The following is a 20,263-nucleotide window of genomic DNA, read 5'->3' on the forward strand; positions in this document are numbered from 1 at the left end:
CTACGCTGCCTGTCCGTGGGGCAACTGTCCTTCTTCTCGGCCGAGGCGAGACAGCCTTGCCTCGGTGACCTGGCGGGCCTGCTGTGCGGGCCCGGCCAGGCGCTGGGCTTCGCCCGTGGACGTGCGGCCCGGGTTTCGGTGGGAGTCGACACCCGGGCCCGTGCCGCTGCCGTCGTGGCGGCGTTGGCCGAGCGCGGCGTGCAGGCCCGGACCGATCTCGACGAGGACGGTCCCGTGCAGGTCACGACCGCTTTCCGGACCGATCTGACCGGGTTGGCCGCGCAGTGGCTGGACGGTCGCCGCAAGGTCGTGCCCGCCGATTTCGCCCTCGACGGCGGCGCGCTGCGGCTCTGGGCGCTGGCGTCCGGCCGGTGGGTGGAGTCCGGGTACTTCCTCGGCCTCGACCCGGAGTCGCCCGACACGCATGAGGCGTTGCGAAAAGCGTTGGCCACGTCGGGCCTCCCCTCGACACTCTTGACGGAGAAGGCCGGGGGACCGGCGCTGCGTGTCGTCGGCCGACGGCGGCTCGAACGGCTCGCGGAGCTGGTCGGACGTGCGCCGCGGGGCGTCGCCGAGCGCACCTGGCCGGCCGCGTAGCGCGTCCTCTTGGCGGAGGATCGGGCACAGTTGTGTCACCCTGTCCCGACCAGGGCTGCCCAGCGGTGACGAAGGACAGTGCACACTGGCGGGTCGGGACACAGGGTTCGAAGAGAGCGGGACGGCGTGGCTGGATCGACACGGGCGAGGAAGACAAACGGGGGATCAGCGAGCGGCAACCGGCGGTTGGTGATCGTCGAGTCGCCCGCGAAGGCGCGGAAGATCGCGTCGTACCTCGGGAGCGACTTCGTCGTGGAGTCATCCAAGGGACACATCCGGGATCTCCCCCGGGGTGCCGCCGACGTGCCCGCGAAGTACAAGGGCATGTCGTGGGCCCGGCTGGGCGTCGACGTGGACCACGACTTCGAGCCGCTGTACGTCGTCACGCCGGACAAGAAGTCGACCGTCGCGGAGCTGAAAGAGCTGCTCAAGGACGTCGACGAGCTCTACCTGGCGACAGACGGCGACCGCGAGGGCGAGGCCATCGCCTGGCACCTGCTGGACACGCTGAAGCCGAAGGTCCCGGTCCGGCGGATGGTGTTCCACGAGATCACCGAGCCCGCGATCCTCGCCGCCGCGGCGAACCCGCGCGACCTGGACCAGGACCTGGTCGACGCCCAGGAGACCCGCCGCATTCTCGACCGCCTCTACGGCTACGAGGTCAGCCCGGTGCTGTGGAAGAAGGTCATGCCGAAGCTCTCGGCGGGCCGCGTGCAGTCCGTGGCGACCCGGATCGTGGTCGAGCGCGAACGCGAACGGATGAAGTTCGTCACCGCGTCCTACTGGGACGTCTCGGCGACCATGGACGCGGGCAAGGACGCCTCGCCGCGCACGTTCGGCGCCCGGCTGATCGCGGTCGACGGCACCCGCCTCGCCTCGGGCCGCGACTTCGGCTCCGACGGCAGGCTCAAGGCCGGTTCCGACGTCCGAGTGCTGGACGAGGCGCAGGCCAGGGCCATCGCCGCGGGCCTGGCCAAGGCCACGATGACGGTCTCCTCGGTCGAGGAGAAGCCGTACACGCGCAAGCCGTACGCGCCGTTCATGACCTCCACGCTCCAGCAGGAGGCGGGCCGCAAGCTGCGCTTCTCCGCGGACCGCACCATGCGCACCGCGCAGAAGCTGTACGAGAACGGCTACATCACCTACATGCGCACCGACAGCACGACGCTGTCGGAGACCGCGATCGCGGCGGCACGGGCGCAGGCCACCGAGCTGTACGGCTCGCAGTTCGTGTCCAAGTCGCCCCGCCAGTACACGCGCAAGGTCAAGAACGCGCAGGAGGCGCACGAGGCCATCCGCCCGGCGGGCGAGGTGTTCCGCACCCCCGGCCAGGTGGCCCGTGAGCTGGACTCGGACGAGTTCAAGCTGTACGAGCTGATCTGGCAGCGCACGATCGCCTCCCAGATGGCCGACGCACGCGGCAACACGACCAGCGTCCGCATCTCGGGCACGACGACCGGTGGCGAGCAGGTCACCTTCGCCGCATCGGGCCGCACGATCACCTTCGCCGGCTTCCTCAAGGCCTACGTGGAGACGGTCGACTCGGAGGCGGGCGGCGAGTCCGACGACGCCGAGTCGCGTCTCCCGCAGCTGGTCAAGGACCAGTCGCTGCTGGCGGCCGAGCTGTCCGCGGACGGCCACTCGACGTCGCCGCCCCCGAGGTTCACCGAGGCGAGCCTGATCAAGACGATGGAGGAGCTGGGCATCGGCCGCCCCTCCACCTACGCCTCGATCATCAGCACCGTCCAGGACCGCGGCTACGTGTGGAAGAAGGGCTCCGCCCTGGTCCCGTCGTGGGTCGCGTTCGCCGTGGTCGGGCTGTTGGAGCAGCACTTCGGCCGGCTGGTGGACTACGACTTCACCGCCGCGCTGGAGGACGAGCTGGACGGTATCGCCGCCGGTCGCCAGGAGCGCACCACGTGGCTGTCCGGGTTCTACTTCGGCGGCAACGTCGGCCCGGAGTCCTCGGTCGGCCGGTCCGGCGGGCTGAAGAAGCTGGTCGGCTCCAGCGTCGAGGCGATCGACGCCCGCGAGGTCAACTCGATCCCGCTGTTCCCCGACATCGAGGGCCGCACGGTGTACGTCCGGGTCGGCCGGTACGGGCCCTACCTGGAGCGCGAGGTCGAGGGGCCGGACGGCCAGGTCAGCGCGCAGCGGGCGAACCTGCCCGACGACCTGCCGCCGGACGAGCTGAACCGGGAGGTCGCGGAGAAGCTGTTCGCGACCCCGCAGGAGGGCCGCTCGCTGGGCACGGACCCGGTCACCGGGCACGAGATCGTGGCCAAGGAGGGCCGGTTCGGGCCGTACGTGACCGAGGTGCTGCCGGAGGCGCCGGAGGGCACCAAGAAGGCGCCGAAGCCGCGCACCGGCTCGCTGTTCAAGTCGATGTCGCTGGACTCGGTCACGCTGGACGACGCGCTGAAGCTGCTCTCGCTGCCGCGCGTGGTCGGCAAGGACCCGGAGACCGGCGCGGAGATCACCGCGCAGAACGGCCGCTACGGGCCGTACTTGAAGAAGGGCACCGACTCGCGGTCGTTGACCAGCGAGGACCAGCTGTTCACGGTCACTCTGGACGAGGCGCTGAAGATCTACGCCGAGCCGAAGAAGCGGGGCCGGGCGGCCGCCGCGCCGCCGTTGAAGGAGCTGGGCGCGGACCCGGTGTCCGGCAAGCCGATGGTGGTCAAGGAGGGCCGGTTCGGCCCGTACGTGACCGACGGCGAGACCAACGCGTCGCTGCGCAAGTCCGACAGCGTCGAGGGCCTGTCCGACGAGCGGGCGGCCGAGTTGCTGGCCGAGAAGCGGGCCAAGGGGCCGACGACCAAGAAGAAGGCCCCGGCGGCGAGGAAGGCCCCCGCGCGCAAGAAGGCTCCGGCGAAGTCCAAGAGCTAGCTGGTGGAGGCGGGGCGGTGGACGATTTCGGCGCTGGTCTGTTCGGCGAGGACGGCACGCAGGCCCCACCGCCACCGCGGGTGTTCCCGGACCCGCTCGCGGGGCTGGTGACGGGCGAGCGCTACGACGTGGAGGCGGTGCCACCGGTCGTGGTGCCGCCACCCGTGCCCCTGCCGCAGCCGGGACCGGCTTACGTCCCGCCTGCCCGCCGTCCGGCACGTGGGCAGGCGCTGCGGCCCGCGCAGCACTCCAGACCGGCCAGGCAGGTGCCCGGACAGGCCTCCGGGCAGGTTTCGACGCACGCTTCCGGGCACGTTTCGACGCACGTTTCCAGGCAGGTTTCGGGGCAGCCGGCGGCCCACGTGCCGCACGCGGAGCCGGCCCGTCGTCAGCCCGAGCAGGCGGTCGTCCAGGAAGGCCCGAAGAAGAGCCGGGGTGGGCTGATCGGGTGCCTCGTGGTGCTCGCCGCGCTCAGCGGGCTGCTGTTCAACGTGGTGCGTGAGATCATCGAAGCAGTGGTCGACCTGCTGCGATGATTTCGCTTCGGTCACCCGAATGGCGGATGTGGTCATGGGGGTGAATCCGCCCCGCTACCCTTACGGCCTGCAGCATTGGCGGGGGTGAGCACCATCCAAGACGGCGGCACAGCGGCCTCGACCAGCCACCGGATTCGCAGCGTGTTGGCGATCCGGCCGTTCCGCAGGCTTTGGGGTGTCACCTATCTGTGTAGCGTCGGTGACTGGTTGTCACTGCTGGCGCTGACGGGTCTGGTCAGGCAGATGACCGAGAGCTACCAGTGGCAGAACTTTTCGCTCAGCCTGGTCGTGCTCACGCAGTTGCTGCCCGGCATCCTGTTCGCGCCGCTCGGCGGCGTGCTGGCCGACCGGTTCGACCGCCGCAAGATCATGGTGGTCTGCGACCTGCTGCGCGGTGGCCTGTTCATCTCGATCGCGCTGGTCGGCACCGCGTGGTGGCTGTTCATCGCGAACTTCCTGGTCGGCTGCTGCGCGATGCTGTGGATCCCGGCCAAGGACTCGGCGGTGCCGAACCTGCTGCGCCGGCCGGACCAGGTGGAGACGGCCAACCAGCTCGGCCTGGTGATGACCTACGGCATCTCGGTGATCTCCGGCGCGGGCCTGTACTCGATCATCTCCGGCATCCCCGGCTACCTGGGCCTGCAGAACAGCGATCTCGAGTTCCGCATCGCCACCATCGCGGTCATGGTCAACGGCGCGCTGTACGTGACGTCGGCGATCATCGTGGCGACCCGCATCCCGGAGCTGTCCGGCCGGATCACCGCGGTCAGGCAAACCCGCGAGAACGGCGAGGCGCCCGGCTTCTTCGCCATGCTGCGCGAGGGCATGAAGTACGCGGGCCGCACACCGCTGGTCCGGGGCCTGGTCATCGGCATGATCGGCGCTTTCGCGGCGGCGGGCGCGGTCATCGGCACCGCGCCCTCGTACGCGGAGTCGCTGCTCGGCGGCGCCTCGACGTTCGGCCTGCTGTTCGTGGCCGTGTTCGCCGGTCTGGCGGTCGGCATGGCCACCGCGCCGCGGATGGCCCAGCGGCTGCCGTACGACCGGCTGTTCGGCGTGACGATCCTGGTCGCGGGCCTGAGCCTGCTGGTGGTGGCGCTGGCGCCGCACCTGTGGGTGGCGCTGGTCGCGGTGGCGTGCGTCGGCGCGTCGGCGGGCATGGCGTTCCTGACCGGCCTGACCATCGTCGGCTCGCAGGTCGAGGACGCGATGCGCGGCCGGACCGTGGCCCTGCTCCAGTCGTTGCTGAAGATCGTGCTGTTCGCCGCGTCGGCCGCCGCGCCGCTGCTGGTGTCGCTGGTGCAGAAGCGCACGATCACGATCTTCAACCACCCGATGCAGGTGGACGGCACCCGTCCGGTGCTGTTCGGCGCGGGCGTGATCGCCGCGCTGCTCGGGTTGATCGCCTACCGGCAGATGGACAACCGGCGGTCCGAGCCGCTCCTGTCCGACCTGCTCGCCGCGTTGCGCGGCCGGGCCCGGCGGACGACCGGTGGCGTGCTGATCGCGGTCGAGGGCGACACCCGGCTGGACACGTCCGTGCAGGCCAGGCGGCTCGCCGAGGCGCTGCGCGAGACCGGGCGCGAGGTGGTGCTGGCGTCCGACCCGGACCTGGACGAGCAGCGGCTGCGCAACCTGCTGTCCACCGCCGACCTGGCCGGGGTGCGGGCGCACGCGCTGGTCGCCGCGGCGGTGCGGGCGGACGTGGTGGAACGCGAGGTGCGGCCGGCGTTGGACAACGGCGCGCTGGTCGTCATGGAGCGGTACGTCGACAGCCCGTTGGCGCACTTCAGCGCGGCAGGCAGCGTGGAGCCGCGCGAGGTGGAGGGTTTGGTCGACTGGGCCACCGGACGGCTGCGGCCGGACGTGACCGTGCTGCTGGACCGGACGCCGTCGCAGGTGCGGGCGTCCGGCGGCACGCTGGACACGGTCGAGCACCACTGGCGGGTGCAGAAGCTGCTGACCGACATGGCGTCGGCCGACCCGGAGCGGTACGTCGTGGTCGACGCGGACGGCACCGAGGACGAGGTGGCCGAACGGGTGCGGGTCGCGGTCGTGCCGCTGCTCGCGCGGCGGGCCGGTGTGCCGGTCAAGCCGGTGGCGGAGACGTCCTGACGGATCGGTACGGTCGCCTGGTGAACCGTGGTGTGTGGGGCGACGTCGTCGGCCAGCCCGAGGCGGTCGCGGTGTTGTCGGCGGCGGCCGAGGCGGCCGCGTCGATCGTGGCAGGCGGGTCGCCGGCTCCGGGAGCGATGACCCACGCGTGGCTGTTCACCGGACCGCCCGGCTCCGGGCGTTCGGGGGCGGCACGGGCGTTCGCCGCCGCTCTGGAGTGCACCGCCGTCGACGACCGGCCGGGGTGCGGCGAGTGCCCGGGGTGCCACACGACGTTGGCCGGCACGCACGCCGACGTGCGGGTGGTCGCGCCCGAGGGGTTGTCGATCTCGGTCGCCGAGATGCGGTCGCTGGTGCAGATCGCGGCCCGGCGGCCGACGTCCGGGCGCTGGCAGGTGGTGATCATCGCGGACGCCGACCGGCTCACCGAGGGCGCGGCGAACGCGCTGCTCAAGGCCGTGGAGGAGCCGCCGGACCGGACCGTTTTCCTGCTGTGCGCGCCGTCGGACCACCCGGACGACGTGTCGGTGACCATCCGGTCGCGGTGCCGGATCGTGTCGCTGGCCACGCCCCGGGTCGCGGCGATCGCGTCGGCGTTGGAGTACGAGGGCGTGGCGCCGGAGGTGGCGTCGTGGGCGGCCTCGGTGTGCGGCGGGCACGTGGGGCGGGCGCGGCGGTTGGCCACGGACGAACAGGTGCGGGCGCGGCGTGAGGCGGTGTTGCGGATCCCGATGGCGTTGCGGCGTCCGGCGGACATCTTCACGTGTGCCGACCAGCTCGTGTCGGCGGCCGAGGGGGACGCGCTGACCGCGAACGAGGGCCGTGACGTGGCCGAACGCGAGGCGTTGGAGACCGCCATGGGTGGTGGTGGCACCGGCAAGGGGACGGCCGCCGCGACCCGTGGGGCCAAGGGCGCGTTGAAGGACCTGGAGAAGCGGCAGAAGTCGCGGGCGACCCGGACCCAGCGCGACTCGTTGGACCAGGCGTTGGTCGACCTGGCCGCGTTCTACCGGGACGTGCTGGTGACGGCGTCCGGCGCGCAGGCGGTGCTGAACCACCCGGACCGGGCCGAGGACGCCCGTGCGGCCGCGTTGTCGTGGACGCCGGAGTCGACGTTGCGCCGGCTGGAGGCGGTGCTGAACTGCCGGACCGCGCTGGAGCTGAACGTGAAGCCGCGGATCGCGGTCGAGGCCATGCTCACCACCCTCCAGCGGGGCTGAGTTCACGGCCGACTTCCTGGTTGGGTCCCGGTCGTACCGGAATCGGCGTGGAGCCCGGCGCGAGCCGGACGACGGCCAACCCGGTCCCCGCGTCCCCGATCGCGTGAGCCCGGGTGGTGGGTACCGCGGACACCGGCGGCTGGTTCGGGTCACGCGGTCCGGGCACCGGCGTGGTCGACGGCTGGGCGGAGGCGGGAGCGGCGCAGAGCGCGACCAACACGGCGGCGGCGGGCAAAGCCATCAGGCGCATGTGGTCGTACCTCCATGACAGCGGCGTCACCGTGCGACGCCCGCGTGAGCACCGTCACTCCTCGCCTAACGACCCGCCCCCCGCTCGGGTGATGGCACGGCTTGGGCTATAGTTGTCGCGTCTCGCCGCCTTAGCTCAGTCGGCCAGAGCGGTTCACTCGTAATGAACAGGTCGTCGGTTCGATTCCGACAGGCGGCTCAGGTGAGATGCGGTCGGCCCCGGTGCGCAATGACGCACCGGGGCCGACGTGTTTCCATCGGCCTCGCTGACACCGGCCGGATCCGCTTCCGGCACACCAGCTCAGTCATGAGCGTGCGGCACCTCCGAACAGCTCGCCCGTGGTCGGCGCGACCGGGTTGCCGGGGCGGCTGGGTGTGGCGTGCCGGCTCCGGCGCGGTGGGGTCGCGGTCGTCGGTGAGCGTGCAAGCGCCGTCCTGGGTGGCGCGATGGCAAATGAAATCAGCTGAAGAGGATGTGCAACGTGGCTCTGCCTCCCATCAATCCGGCACTCGGCATCGAGTTGGTGGCCAGTCGTACGTTGGAGCGCAGGGTCGCGACCGTGAGCGTGGTGATTCCGGCTCACAACGAGGAGCAGAGCATTACCGAAGTGGTGTCGGAATCAGCTCGTGGCTTGGCCATGCTCGACGTGCCGGGTGAAGTCATCGTCAGCGCCAGCGGGTGTACCGACCGCACTGTCGAAGTGGCACGCGGCGCGGGCGCGAAGGTGGTGGAGTCGGGGATCGGGAAGGGAATGGCGATTCTCGGGGGAGTCGAAGCGAGTGTCGGGGACGTGGTGTGCCTCGTCGATGGCGACGTTCGATATTACGGTGATCCGCCTCTGGTCCCCCTGCTGGTGGAGCCGATCCTCAACGGAATCGCCGACGCCACAATCTCCGACCTGTACTGGCGTCCGCTCTACCCGCAGTTGTGGTTGCACGGCTTTTTCGCGCCGCTGGCGGGCACTTTGTTCCCCGAGTTGCTTCCCAAAGCCGGCTCGACCCCTTGGTCGGGACAACGTGCCGCCGTGCGCGAACTCTGGCCGGACGTCCTGCCGGCGGGATTTACTTCAGACCTGGCTCTGCTGCTCCACTGGAACGATCACGCGGTTCGCATGCGTCCGGTTCTGGCGGACGACTGGGTGAATCCCCAGCGCCCCAAGCCGGAACTCATGGAGCAGGAGTTCGCATTGATCACGGAACACGCCGTGAGGAGTGCGCGCATTGGTCCGGAAGCGGTCGGGCACCTTCGCGGGTGGTTCGAGTCTTCCCATCAATTGATGGCGGAGTACGATCCGGACAGGCATGACTCGCAGGAATTCGAAATGGCTGTGCTGAACCGCTCCCTGTCGGAACTGCGCACGAGGTTGTACCCGGCGTAACGCCCGGTCGACCGACCTCGGGTGAACCCGGTGGGGCGTACCCGGCGATCGGGAACCAAGACCTCCGAACGGCGTATCGCCGCTCATCTTCGGCGTAGCACGGGGCGGTCGGACACGGGGTGTCGTTGCTCCATCGGGGTGACCTTTTTGCCGTTGGCGTCAGGTGTGGGTCACCGTGTCGTTGCCACCGTGGAGGTGAGGGCGATGGTCACGACGATCGTGTTTACGGTGCTGGCCTTGCCGTTAGCCGTGCTCGCGGCGCGGGTGGGGCGTCGCCGGAGGGTTCGGCGGCGGACCGTGACTCGGGTTCGGACCGAGTTGTTCCGGCACTGCTGGGTGTGCGAGGAGCCGAGCGGACGGCACCTCATCCGGTCCTGACGACCGGCGCGGCGATCCTGGTGATCACGTCGCCGTAGCGGCGGGTCACCTCGGCTTTCGCCTCCGCGGGCGTGCCCACGACGGCGAAGGCGTCCAGCACCTCGTCGGTGACGGCGGCGGCCATGTCGTCCCACAGCCGCCGCCGGGACAGGCGGTGGAGTTCCTCGTGCAGCTCGCCCCATCCGTGCAGGTCGAGGACTTTGCGGTACGCGGGCGTCGAGCCGTAGAACGCGATCTGGCGCCTGACCTCGACGACGGCCTCCTCATCGCACGCCACCAGCGGCGGCCCGCTGATCTCCAAGCCGTCCAACGGCTTGCCTGCCTTGGCCCGCCCGCGCGCCAACGCGGGCAGCGTCACCTCGCGCAGGTACCGCTCGGTGGTGAAGTTGTGGCACAGGAACCCGTCCGCCACCTCGCCCGCGACCTCGGTCATCAGCTCGCCGACACCCGCCAGCCACACCTTGGGCGTCCCGTGCGGGTTGGGGCCGGGGTCGAAGAACGGCGTCATCAACGTGTGCGTGTAGAACTCGCCGCGGAACCTCAGCCGCTCGCCGGTGGCCCAGCTGTGCCAGATCGCGCGCAACGCCAGGACGAACTCGCGCATCCGCGCGGCCGGGTGCGACCACGGCATGCCGAACCGCTTGGTGACGTGCGGCTCCACCTGTGAGCCGAGGCCCAGGTTGAACCGGCCGCCGGAGAGCAGCTGGAGGTCGTTCGCCTGCACGGCGGTGCTCATCGGGTTGCGCGCGAACGCCACCGCGATCGCCGTGCCCAACTCGACCCGTTCCACCTGCCCGGCGACGCGGCCGAGCGCCACGAACGGGTCGTGCCGGGTCTCCGCCAGCCAGAAACCGTCGCAGCCGTCGGCCTCCGCCTCGCGGGCGGCGTCGAGCACGGTCCGCGGGTCGTAAGCGATCTCCAGCCGGTCGACCTTCATGAGCTGATCAGCGGTTCGGGCGGAGGGTCCACACGACGGTCATCTCACCGGTCGTGACGCCCTCCGCGTTGGTGAGCGTCACGCCGACCGGGAACTCCGGCCGCCTGCCCGCCTCCAACTCGGCCACCACGTCCGCCGCGGGCCGCCCCAGCACGGCCTCGGCGCGCAGGGCGCCCAGCGCCAACTTCTTGTAGGTGATCTCCGACCGCGCCACCAACGGCGTCGCCTTGTCCATGTGCTCGGTGAACGCGGCCATCACCACGGCCCCCGACGCGGTCTCCGCGACGCCGAACATCATCGCCGCGTGCGGGCCGCCGACGTGGTTGCGCAGTTCCTCGCGGTCGGGCAGCTCGGCGACCACCCGATCGCCCGCGACCTCGAGGAACTCCACGCCCATCGTCTTCACCCACGGCACGGCCTGCTTCATCGCGTCGGCGACGAACGAGTAGTCAGCGCTCATGGGGACAGATGCTACCGACCGGTAACCATGAGACGCGAGTCACGGGTAATCCGTTTGCGAAGTCGATCGCCCAGGTTCATGCTTGTACTCAGCAACTAGTTGGTTGATGCAAGCAAACGGAGTGTGTGATGGCGACCCCGGTGGGTGACGAAGTGCGGGCCGAGGAGCTCGCGAAGGCCGACCGGCTCGGCATGGCTCTGGTGCGCATGAACAAGATGCATGCCTGCGTCGCCGCGCATATGAGCAAGTCGGGCATGGACAAGGCCTCCTTCGTGCTGTTGGCCAACCTCAGCCAGCTCGGCCCCTCGCGGGCGAGCGCACTGGCCGAGGCGGTGTTCTCCGACCCGTCCACGGTCAGCCGCCAGGTGGCGACGCTGGTCAAGGACGGCCTGGTGGAACGCCGGGCGGACCCGGAGGACGGCCGCGCGAGCGTGCTGGCGGTGACCGAGGCGGGCGCCCGCCTGCTCCGGGAACGCCGCGCGCAGCGCAACGAGGCGCTGGCCCGCCTGTTCACGAACTCCGGCTGGTCCGCAGAGGAGTGGGACCAGTTCATCGAGTACTTCGAGCGCTTCGTGGGGGACTACGAGAAAGCGCTGCCGTATTTCATCGCTGAGAGCGGACTGGGGCCGCGCTCAGAAGGGGAGAACCACTGATGTCGGAAACGACTACCCGAGCGGACGCGCCGCCACCCGGCGCCTCGACGCTCAGCCACCGCCAGATCCTGACGATCCTGTCGGGCCTCCTGCTCGGGCTGTTCCTGGCCGCGCTCGACCAGATGATCGTGGCGACCGCCATGAAGACCATCGCGGACGAGCTGCACGGCCAGACCTTGCAGGCTTGGGCGACCACGGCCTACCTGATCACCGCGACGATCTCCACGCCGCTGTACGGCAAGCTGTCCGACATCTACGGCCGCAAGCCGATGTACCTGACCGCGATCTCGCTGTTCCTCGCGGGCTCGCTGCTGAGCGGCATCGCGGGCTCCATGTACGAGCTGGCCGCGTTCCGCGCGGTGCAGGGCCTCGGCGCGGGTGGCCTGATGTCGCTGGCCATGGCGATCCTGGCGGACATCACCTCGCCGCGTGAGCGCAGCCGGTACACCGGCTACTTCATGGCGGTGTTCGGCATCTCCAGCGTCGCGGGCCCGGTCGTCGGCGGCCTGTTCGCCGGCATGGAGTCGTTCCTGGGCACGGCCGGCTGGCGCTGGGTGTTCCTGATCAACGTGCCGATCGCGCTGGTCGCGCTGGTCGTCGTCGCCAAGGTGCTGAACATCCCGCACCAGCGGGTGAACCACCGGATCGACTTCCTCGGCGCCGGCCTGCTCACCGTCGGCCTGGTGCCGCTGCTGATCGTGGCCGAACAGGGCCGCGAGTGGGGCTGGGCGTCGGGCACCGCGATCGCGATGTACGTCGTCGGCGTGCTCGGCCTGATCGGGTTCGTGTTCGCCGAGAAGCGCATGGGCGACGAGGCGCTGCTCCCGCTGCGGCTGTTCAAGCGCCAGACGTTCTCGCTGGGCAACCTGATCAACTTCGTGCTCGGCATCGGGATGTTCGGCGGCATGGTCTCGCTGCCGCTGTACCTGCAGATCGTCAAGGGCTACTCGGCCACCGAGTCCGGCCTGATGATGCTGCCGCTCACGCTCGGCATCATGCTGGCGGCGGGCACCAGCGGCAACATCACCGCGAAGACCGGCCGGTACAAGGTGTTCCCGGTCGTCGGGTTCGGGCTGATGACGATCGCGTTGTTCATCTTCAGCACGGTCGGCACGGACACGCCGGTCTCCCTGCCGCTGGCGCTGATGTTCGTCCTGGGCGCCGGTCTGGGCCTGTGCATGCAGACCCTGCTGGTGGCCATCCAGAACGACGCCGAGCCGCGCGACATGGGTGTGGCGACCTCGTCGGCCACGTTCTTCCGCCAGATCGGCGGCACGGTCGGCACCGCGGTGTTCCTGTCGATCCTGTTCAGCACGGTCGGCGACAAGATCGGCAACGCGCTGCGCACGGCGATGGGCTCGCCGGACTTCCAGGCGGCGCTGGCCCGTCCGGAGAACCGCGAGTTCGCGGGCTCCCTGCAGAGCGGCGCCGGTTTCGACCTGGACAACACCGAGTTCCTGAGCAAGCTCGACCCGGTGCTGGCCCGGCCGTTCCTGGACGGCTTCTCCAGCTCGATCGACATCGTGTTCCTGGTCGGCGGTCTGGTGACGCTGGTGGGCTTCGTGGTGATCTGGTTCCTGCGCGAGGTGCCGCTGTCCAACCGCTCCGGCCTGGAGCGGGTGCAGGACGAGGCGGACGCCGACGTGCCCACGCCGGTCGCGATGCACTGACCCGTTGACCCGTTGACCCGAACGCGTTGACACGAAAGAGGCCCGCTCCCCCGATCGGGGGAGCGGGCCTCTTCGCGCTTTTCAGCTCAGTGGTCTTCGCCGCGCGCCACGGCGTCCTTCAGACGCTGGTACGAGCGGACGATCTCCGCCTCGGCCTCGGAGCGGCCGACCCAGGTCGCGCCCTCGACGCTCTTGCCCGGCTCGAGGTCCTTGTAGACCTCGAAGAAGTGCTGGATCTCCAGCCGGTAGAACTCGTTGAGGTGGTGGATGTCGCGCAGGTGCTCGGAACGCGGGTCCTCCGCCGGGACGCAGAGCAGCTTGTCGTCGCCGCCCTTCTCGTCGGTCATCCGGAACATGCCGATCGCGCGCGAGCGGATCAGGCAGCCGGGGAACGTCGGTTCCTGGACCAGCACGAGCGCGTCGAGCGGGTCACCGTCCTCGCCGAGTGTGTTGTCGACGAACCCGTAATCCGCCGGGTACTGAGTGGCCGTGAACAGGGTCCGGTCCAGCCGGATGCGCCCCGTCTTGTGGTCCATCTCGTACTTGTTGCGGACCCCCTTGGGGATCTCGATGGTGACGTCGAACTCCACTGCGCGGTCCTCGCTCGTCTTCGCCGTTCGTTACGCCACTAGTGTGGACTACGACGTCTCGTCAACCCCTTGCCGAGGGTGTGACGTTGCCCGTACTCGACCGCGGAGGACTGCGTGCCCGACGAGCCATCGTGGCCGACCGTTGATGACGACGAGGTCGACCGCGAGCCGCCGACGGTGCAGGTCAGGCGGCCTGACCCGCCCACCATGCGTATTCAGGCGCCGGTTCCGGCCAAGCCCGTGAGGGTGCCGCCGAAGCCCGTCGCGCCGCCTTCGCGGCCCCAGCAGGAGCCGGCGACCGAGATCAAGTCGGAACCTGAACGGGTTCCTGAACCGATCACGGAACGTGAAGAACCGCCGCCACCAACGACCGCATCGCCGCCTGCTCGTCGTCGGAAGCGCCCGCTCGTGCTCGGCGCCGCGGCGCTGCTGGTGGTCGCCCTCGCCGGCACGGCGGTGACCGGCGCCCAGATGGGGTGGTTCGACACCACGCCCGCGCCGACGACCGCCGCGCCCCTGCCTCCCGCACCGGTGGCGTTGTCGATGAAGGGCGTCGGCGCGGACGGCACCGCGCCGACGGCCGCCGGCGTGCGGGCGGTGCTGAGCGGTCCGGCGGCGAACGCTCTGCTGGCCCCCGTGGCGGGCGTGGTGGTCGACCCGGTGACCGGCACGACGCTGTGGAACCAGGGCGAGACGGCGCCGCAGACGCCCGCGTCCACGATCAAGATCCTGACCGCGGCGGCGGCGCTGCTCACCCTCGACCACACGTCCCAGCTGTCGACCAAGGTCGTGCAGGGTGCGCAGCCGGGGACCGTGGTGCTGGTCGGCGGTGGTGATCCGACGCTGTCGTCCCTGCCCGCCGGCGAGACCACGGTGTACCCGGGCGCGGCGACGATCGACGACCTGGCCGCGCAGGTGCGTGCCACCGGGCAGCCGGTGACGCAGGTGCAGTACGACGTGTCGCGGTACGCGGGTCCGGGGATGGCGCCCGGCTGGGACCCCGCCGACGTGCCGACCGGGTACGTCTCGCCGATCGAGCCGGTGATGCTGGACGGCGGGCGTAGCGACCCGAAGAAGATGGACACACCGCGCACGTCCACACCCGCCGCGGCGGCCGCGCAGGCGTTGGCGCAGCGGTTGGGCGTGCCGGCGGTGGCGGCCGGTGTGGCGACGCCGGACGCGAAGGTGCTCGGCGAGGTGAAGTCGGCGCCGGTGGACCAGTTGGTCGAGAACCTCATGCAGATCTCGGACAACGTGCTGGCCGAGACGATGGCCCGTGAGGTGGCCAAGGCGCGTGGCGCGGAGATGTCGTTCGAGGGCGCGGCCAAGGCCGTGCGGGACGTGCTGACCGAGAACGGCTTCGACTTGTCGTCGTCCACGGTCGTGGACGGCAGCGGGCTGTCGCCGAACGACAAGGTGCCCGCGAAGCTGCTGGCCGACGTCCTCACCGCGGCGGCCAAACCGGACGCCTCCGATCCCAAGACCGCCAAGCTGCGACCCCTCCTCACGGCACTGCCGGTGGCGGGCGGCAGCGGCACGCTGGCGGGGCGTTACGAGGAGTCCGGCGCGGAGGGCCGCGGCTGGGTCCGGGCCAAGACCGGCACGCTGACCAGCGTGAACTCACTGGCCGGCGTGGTCCTGGACACCGACGGCCGGCTGCTGGTGTTCGCGTTCATGTCGTTGAGCCCCGAGCAGGCCATCCCCGTCCGGGGTGCTCTGGACGAGATGGCCGCCGCCCTGCGCACCTGCGGCTGCTGACTCGGGCTCACACTGACTCGGACCCGCGCTGACCTGGGCTCGCGCTGACCGAACCCCACGGCGTGCCGTGCCGGCGCCGACGCTTCGCAGGGGTCCTCGCTCGGGGGATCCCCGAATTTGATCCTGCCAGAGCGGACCGACGAGATCGGGCCTTCGGGCCGTGCCTGTGGACAACTCGGGCGGCGGGCGTGGGCGGGAGTGTTGTTCGGGCGGTCTCCGCAGGTAGCGTCAGAAGGGTGAACCCGGCGACGCAGGACCGCAGTGCCCCGGTCGATTGGGCTCTGGCCGTCACCACGGCGACCAGGCTCGTCCGCCCCGGTCCGATCGTGCCCAGAGCCGAGGCGGACATCGCCGTGCACCGCCTGCGCGAACTCGCCGTGGACGCCGAGGTGCACGTCCGCGAGCTCACCGGCCTCGGTCACGGCCTGCCGCTCAAGCAGGGCGAGGTGGTCGACCGCCCCGGATGGGTGCGGGCCGCCGTGCAAGGCCTCGCCGCCCTCACCGACGACGCCCTGCCCAAGCAGTCCGGCGCGTTCAGCGGCGTCCTCGCGGGCACGGCGGGCGTCCAGGCGGGCGTCGTCATCGCCTTCCTCAGCGGCCGGGTGCTCGGCCAGTACGACCCGTTCTCCGACGGCGGCAGGCTGCTCCTCGTCGCACCGAACATCGTCGGCGCCCAACGGGCCCTGGACGTCTCCGGTGAGGACTTCAGCATGTGGGTCTGCCTGCACGAGGGCACCCACCGCCTGCAGTTCACCGCCGTGCCGTGGCTCGCCGACCACTTCGCGGGCCTGGTCGCCACCCTGCTCGGCAGCATGGACGAGAGCAGCGCGCCCCGCCTGCGCGACCTGCCGAAACGGCTCCGCGAGGCGGACGGCCTGGTGGAACTGCTGCAGAGCCCGGCCCAACGCGAGGTGCTTGATCGGCTCATCGCTCTGTCGACACTGCTGGAGGGCCACGCCGACCACGTGATGGACGCCGTCGGCCCGGACGTCGTGCCGTCCGTCCGCACGATCCGCGAACGCTTCACCGCCCGCCGCCAGGGCGGTGGCGTGCTGGACCGCGTGCTGCGCACCCTCCTCGGCGTCGAGGCCAAGGTCCGCCAGTACGCGGAGGGCGCGGCGTTCACCGGGCACGTGGTCGACGCGGTCGGCATGGACGGCTTCAACACCGTCTGGACCAGCCCCGACACCCTCCCCACGCGTGCGGAGATCGCCGAGCCCGCCGGTTGGCTGCGTCGCGTCCGACCGTGAGCGCCCAGCACCGTGAGCGTCAAGCACCGTGAGCGCCCAGCCATGAGCACACAACCGTGAACGGCCCTGTGGCCGACGTCCGCACGGCCGTCAAGCGCTTCCTGCTCGAACACCGCCCGGAGCGGGTCACGGTGGCCGTGAGCGGCGGCGCGGACTCGCTCGCCCTGGCCGCCGTCACGTCAGGCCTCACGGAGGCGTCGGCCGTCGTGGTGGACCACGGCCTGCAACCCGATTCCGCCGACGTCGCCGAACGGGCCGCGCAGGCGTGCCGAGAGCTGGGTCTGGCCACCGAGGTGCGCCGGGTCGAGGTCACCGGACCGGGCGGCCCCGAAGCCGCCGCCCGAAGGGTCAGGTACGCGGCGCTGAGGCCGGAACGCGGCCTGGTCCTGCTCGGCCACACCAGGGACGACCAGGCCGAAACGGTCCTGCTCGGCCTCGGCCGGGGCTCCGGACCGCGCAGCATCGCCGGTATGCGCCCGCACGACCCGCCGTGGGGCCGCCCGCTCCTGCGCATCTCCCGGGCCACGACCGAGGCCGCCTGTGACGAACTCGGCCTGACGCCGTGGAGCGACCCGCACAACGAAGACCCCCGCTACACCAGGGTCCGGCTGCGCCGCGAAGTCCTTCCGCTGCTGGAAGAAGTGCTGCAGGGCGGGGTGGCCGACGCCCTCGCCCGCACCGCCGCCCACCTGCGCGAGGACAACGACGCCCTGGACGAGTTGGCCGAGGCGTTCGACGGCGACTGCCGCTCGGTGGAGGACGTCGGACGCCTGCCGACCGCGCTGCGCCGCCGCGTCCTGCGGCGCTGGCTGCTCCGGGAGAACGTGCCCGAGTTGTCCGACTCGCACCTGCGCCGGGTAGACGCCCTGGTGAGCGAGTGGCGAGGTCAAGGCGGAGTCTGGTTGCCGGGCGGCTTTGTGGCGCGGCGCGCGCATGGCAGGCTGCAAGTGGAACCAGTGCAGTCATGACAAAAAGGGGAACCGTCCGTGTACGACGGCGACATCAGTTCCGTGCTCATCACCGAGCAGGAGATCAGCGACAAGGTCACCGAGCTGGCCAACAAGGTCGCGGCTGACTTCCCGGCCGAAGACGGCAACGACCTGGTCCTGATCACCGTGCTCAAGGGCGCGGTGATGTTCATGACCGACCTGGCCAGGGCGTTGCCGGTGCCGGTCCAGTTGGAGTTCATGGCGGTGAGCTCCTACGGCTCGTCGACCTCGTCCTCCGGCGTGGTGCGCATCCTCAAGGACCTCGACCGGGACATCGCGGGCCGGGACGTGGTCATCGTCGAGGACATTATCGATTCCGGCCTGACGCTGTCGTGGCTGCTCAAGAACCTCGCGTCGCGCAAGCCGCGGTCGCTGGAGGTGTGCACGCTGCTGCGCAAGCCGGACGCGGTGAAGGTCGAGGTGCCGGTGAAGTACGTCGGCTTCGAGATCCCGAACGAATTCGTGGTCGGGTACGGCCTCGACTACGCCGAGCGCTACCGCGACCTGCCCTACATCGGCGCGCTCGACCCGAAGGTCTACTCGAGCTGAGAACGCCGAACGGGGGCGGCCCGCGAAGGGCCGCCCCGTTCGTGCGTCCGAACTCAGCAGCTCGGCCGGCAGCGCCTCTGTGAGATGGCGTCCAGCAGCACGCCGCGGATGTCCTCCGGCTCCAGCGCCTGGTAGGCCTTGCCGCCGGTGGCGGCGGCGATCTGCCGCAACGCGTTCATGTCGGCGTCACGACCGAGGCCGACCATGATCATCGGCACCGGTCGGGCCGGGTCGGACTCCTGCTTCAACGTGGCCAGCAGACCGGGCAGGTCGATGCTGGAGATGTCGTCGTTGCTGCCGTCGGTGAACAGCGTGACCGAGTTGATCTTCGACGGGTCGTAGGTCTTCTGCATGTGCCGGAACGCGGCCAGCGCCGTGTCGTTCAACGCCGTGCCGCCGCCGACCAGGGCGGGCAGGGTGCCCGCGCCCTTCTGCAGCTGCACCCGCCGCGGCGCGCCCGCGATCGGCTCGCCCAGCGGCCCGACCGGCACCAGCTCGATCCAGTCGTTCGGCGGCTTCTTGTCCGTGGAGAACGCCCAGAGGCCGATCTCGGAGGTGTCGGGCAGCATGCCCAACGCGGTCAGCGCCGCCTCCTTGGCCGAGTCGATCCTGGTCTGGCCGTTGCTCATCTTCTCGGCCATCGAGCCGGACACGTCCAGCACGGCCAGCATCCGGGTGTCCAGGCTCACCGCGCCCCACGTGCGCAGCAGCTCGGAGACCTGGTCCGGGTCCGGGGTCTTCAGCACGGCCACGTCGTCGCCGCGCACGCCGTCCTTCTCGTTCGTCCAGCCGTCGGGCGCGTTGCCGTCGGGCGTGCGGAAGCCCGCCTCGGCGAACCGCTGGGCGGTCCGGCCGGTGCGCAGGGCCTTCTCGAAGCCCTCCGCGGCCTGCGCGGTGCCCGCCTGCTCGCCCGACCGGCTGACCCGCACCACCGGGTAGTCGAACGAGACGGTGCCCTCCTTCGGGTAGGAGGCGACGACCCGGCGTGTCGCGGCGGCCCGGTTGGCGACCAGCACCGACTGCTCCGAAGCGGTGAACACCGGGGCGTTCTCCGTGCCCTGCACGACCTTGCCGAACGCGTCGCGCACGGACGGCAGCGCGTTGCGGCCGACCCGCAGCAGCGCGCCGATCAGCTCCGGCTTGGGCGTGCCGTCCGGGTTGCCGAGCTGCGCGCGGATGACCGCGAGCGTGGCCAGGCCCTCGGTGGACGTGGTCGGGTCGCTCAGCGTCACGGAAACCTTCGGGTCCACGACCCTCGCCCAGGTCACGGGCGTGACGGGCCAGCCGAGCGCGGTCATCGCCTGCTCCGAGCCGGCGATCACCAGCGGCGAGCTGGCCAGCGAGTCCAGGATGTCCAGGCGCGGCGCCTCGGCGCCCTGGTCACCGGCCTGCCGCTGGGTCTCGGCGGCCCACATGGACGAGTCCGGGATCCACAGCGCGGGCGGGTTGATCTGCGCGGTGGGCAGTTCGTTGGACACGTCTGCCGCGCCGCGCGCCTCGACCTGCACCTGCACGCACTTGCCGTCCACGATGGGCTGGCTGGTCTGGTAGTCGTCGGCCGCGCCGCGCACGACCTCCTCGATCGCCGGGGTGACCGCGATCTTGAGCGGAAGGGTGCCCTTGCACTCGGGGCCGCTGGTGGCTCGCAGCGCCACCACGGTGACGCCCGCGGCGGCGATGACGCCGAGCAGGGCGCCGACGGGGAGGATGACGCGGCGGAGGCGACCGGGGCTGTCCGGGTTGCGAGCTGACATGCTTCGTACCTTTGGTCGGTGTTCACCCTTTCGGGTGGGCGAAGAACACTCGGTGGTTGCCGAGGATGACACGGCTCACTCGCGTGACAAACTCTCGTGTTCTACGTCACCCGAGTGGTCCTCACATCGTCGCTACCTGCTAGTAACGGAATACCCCTCGTAAGTGTTACGGGGTTGATGCCCGTGCGGTTCATGGTCAAAACGCCCGACCGGGTGAACCGTGCTGACCTGCGGTCCGTGTTCAGGGTCACCACGGAACCACCACGGGAACACTGGACCGCTCTCGCCCG

17 protein-coding genes and 1 tRNA gene are annotated in these 20,263 nt (G+C 70.6%); 13 read left to right on the forward strand and 5 right to left on the reverse strand.

Going from position 1 to position 20,263, the window contains the following annotated elements:
* Nucleotides 1-15: 15 nt before the first annotated feature.
* From FM051_RS27095 to FM051_RS27115, 5 genes are all read left to right on the forward strand, one after another.
* Nucleotides 16-597: a hypothetical protein gene (locus tag FM051_RS27095; RefSeq protein ID WP_158848145.1), complete on the forward strand. Its 582-nt coding sequence runs from the start codon at nt 16-18 to the stop codon at nt 595-597.
* A 126-nt stretch (nt 598-723) separates the two neighbouring features.
* Nucleotides 724-3,486, forward strand: a complete 2,763-nt coding sequence (topA, locus tag FM051_RS27100; protein ID WP_158848147.1) for a type I DNA topoisomerase — start codon at nt 724-726, stop codon at nt 3,484-3,486.
* Between the two features lie 17 nt (nt 3,487-3,503).
* Nucleotides 3,504-4,022: a hypothetical protein gene (locus tag FM051_RS27105; RefSeq protein WP_158848149.1), complete on the forward strand. Its 519-nt coding sequence runs from the start codon at nt 3,504-3,506 to the stop codon at nt 4,020-4,022.
* Nucleotides 4,023-4,106: 84 nt separating this feature from the next.
* The gene (locus tag FM051_RS27110) at nt 4,107-6,137 is read left to right on the forward strand and encodes a bifunctional MFS transporter/dTMP kinase (RefSeq protein ID WP_238412678.1); all 2,031 of its coding nucleotides are present in this window, start codon (nt 4,107-4,109) and stop codon (nt 6,135-6,137) included.
* A gap of 20 nt (nt 6,138-6,157) precedes the next feature.
* Nucleotides 6,158-7,357, forward strand: a complete 1,200-nt coding sequence (locus FM051_RS27115) for a DNA polymerase III subunit delta' (protein ID WP_158848153.1) — start codon at nt 6,158-6,160, stop codon at nt 7,355-7,357.
* Here FM051_RS27115 and FM051_RS27120 read toward each other — a convergent pair.
* Nucleotides 7,335-7,607, reverse strand: a complete 273-nt coding sequence (locus FM051_RS27120; protein WP_202919049.1) for a hypothetical protein — start codon at nt 7,605-7,607, stop codon at nt 7,335-7,337. The two genes, FM051_RS27115 and FM051_RS27120, sit on opposite strands and share 23 nt — an antisense overlap.
* Before the next feature lie 124 nt (nt 7,608-7,731).
* Here FM051_RS27120 and FM051_RS27125 point away from each other — a divergent pair.
* Both FM051_RS27125 and FM051_RS27130 read left to right on the forward strand, forming a co-directional pair.
* Nucleotides 7,732-7,805, forward strand: a tRNA-Thr gene (locus tag FM051_RS27125).
* 283 nt (nt 7,806-8,088) lie between these two features.
* Nucleotides 8,089-8,985 (forward strand): glycosyltransferase, encoded by an 897-nt coding sequence (locus FM051_RS27130; protein WP_238412679.1) that lies wholly within the window; start codon nt 8,089-8,091, stop codon nt 8,983-8,985.
* A 364-nt stretch (nt 8,986-9,349) separates the two neighbouring features.
* Here the strand turns inward: FM051_RS27130 and FM051_RS27135 are convergent, their stop codons facing one another.
* Nucleotides 9,350-10,300: a TIGR03617 family F420-dependent LLM class oxidoreductase gene (locus FM051_RS27135; RefSeq protein WP_158848157.1), complete on the reverse strand. Its 951-nt coding sequence runs from the start codon at nt 10,298-10,300 to the stop codon at nt 9,350-9,352.
* Nucleotides 10,301-10,307: 7 nt separating this feature from the next.
* Entirely contained in the window at nt 10,308-10,760 is a 453-nt protein-coding gene (locus FM051_RS27140; RefSeq protein WP_158848159.1) for a DUF4442 domain-containing protein, read from the reverse strand.
* 128 nt (nt 10,761-10,888) lie between these two features.
* Between FM051_RS27140 and FM051_RS27145 the strand changes: the two genes are divergently transcribed.
* Both FM051_RS27145 and FM051_RS27150 read left to right on the forward strand, forming a co-directional pair.
* Nucleotides 10,889-11,413, forward strand: coding sequence for a MarR family winged helix-turn-helix transcriptional regulator (locus FM051_RS27145; protein WP_158848161.1), 525 nt, complete (start codon nt 10,889-10,891; stop codon nt 11,411-11,413).
* Nucleotides 11,413-13,083, forward strand: a complete 1,671-nt coding sequence (locus FM051_RS27150) for an MDR family MFS transporter (protein WP_158848163.1) — start codon at nt 11,413-11,415, stop codon at nt 13,081-13,083. Before FM051_RS27145 ends, FM051_RS27150 begins: the two co-directional genes overlap by 1 nt.
* 86 nt (nt 13,084-13,169) lie before the next feature.
* Here the strand turns inward: FM051_RS27150 and FM051_RS27155 are convergent, their stop codons facing one another.
* On the reverse strand, nt 13,170-13,673 hold the full coding sequence (locus tag FM051_RS27155) for an inorganic diphosphatase (protein WP_158848165.1): 504 nt from the start codon (nt 13,671-13,673) through the stop codon (nt 13,170-13,172).
* Between the two features lie 408 nt (nt 13,674-14,081).
* Between FM051_RS27155 and dacB the strand changes: the two genes are divergently transcribed.
* The 4 genes from dacB to hpt all read left to right on the forward strand — a co-directional run bounded on the left by dacB (nt 14,082) and on the right by hpt (nt 18,219).
* Nucleotides 14,082-15,431: a D-alanyl-D-alanine carboxypeptidase/D-alanyl-D-alanine endopeptidase gene (gene dacB, locus FM051_RS27160; protein WP_238412680.1), complete on the forward strand. Its 1,350-nt coding sequence runs from the start codon at nt 14,082-14,084 to the stop codon at nt 15,429-15,431.
* A gap of 236 nt (nt 15,432-15,667) precedes the next feature.
* A complete protein-coding gene (locus tag FM051_RS27165) occupies nt 15,668-16,681 on the forward strand; it encodes a zinc-dependent metalloprotease (RefSeq protein WP_158848167.1) in 1,014 nt (337 codons plus the stop codon).
* A gap of 56 nt (nt 16,682-16,737) precedes the next feature.
* Nucleotides 16,738-17,649: a tRNA lysidine(34) synthetase TilS gene (gene tilS / locus FM051_RS27170; protein WP_158848169.1), complete on the forward strand. Its 912-nt coding sequence runs from the start codon at nt 16,738-16,740 to the stop codon at nt 17,647-17,649.
* 18 nt (nt 17,650-17,667) lie between these two features.
* A complete protein-coding gene (gene hpt / locus FM051_RS27175; RefSeq protein WP_158848171.1) occupies nt 17,668-18,219 on the forward strand; it encodes a hypoxanthine phosphoribosyltransferase in 552 nt (183 codons plus the stop codon).
* A 53-nt stretch (nt 18,220-18,272) separates the two neighbouring features.
* Here hpt and FM051_RS27180 read toward each other — a convergent pair whose 3' ends face one another.
* Nucleotides 18,273-19,973 (reverse strand): substrate-binding and VWA domain-containing protein, encoded by a 1,701-nt coding sequence (locus FM051_RS27180; protein ID WP_158848173.1) that lies wholly within the window; start codon nt 19,971-19,973, stop codon nt 18,273-18,275.
* Nucleotides 19,974-20,263: the final 290 nt, after the last annotated feature.

Origin of the sequence: Saccharothrix deserti (assembly GCF_009769385.1) — a bacterium.
In the GTDB taxonomy this organism is placed as follows: Bacteria; Actinomycetota; Actinomycetes; order Mycobacteriales; family Pseudonocardiaceae; genus Actinosynnema; species Actinosynnema deserti.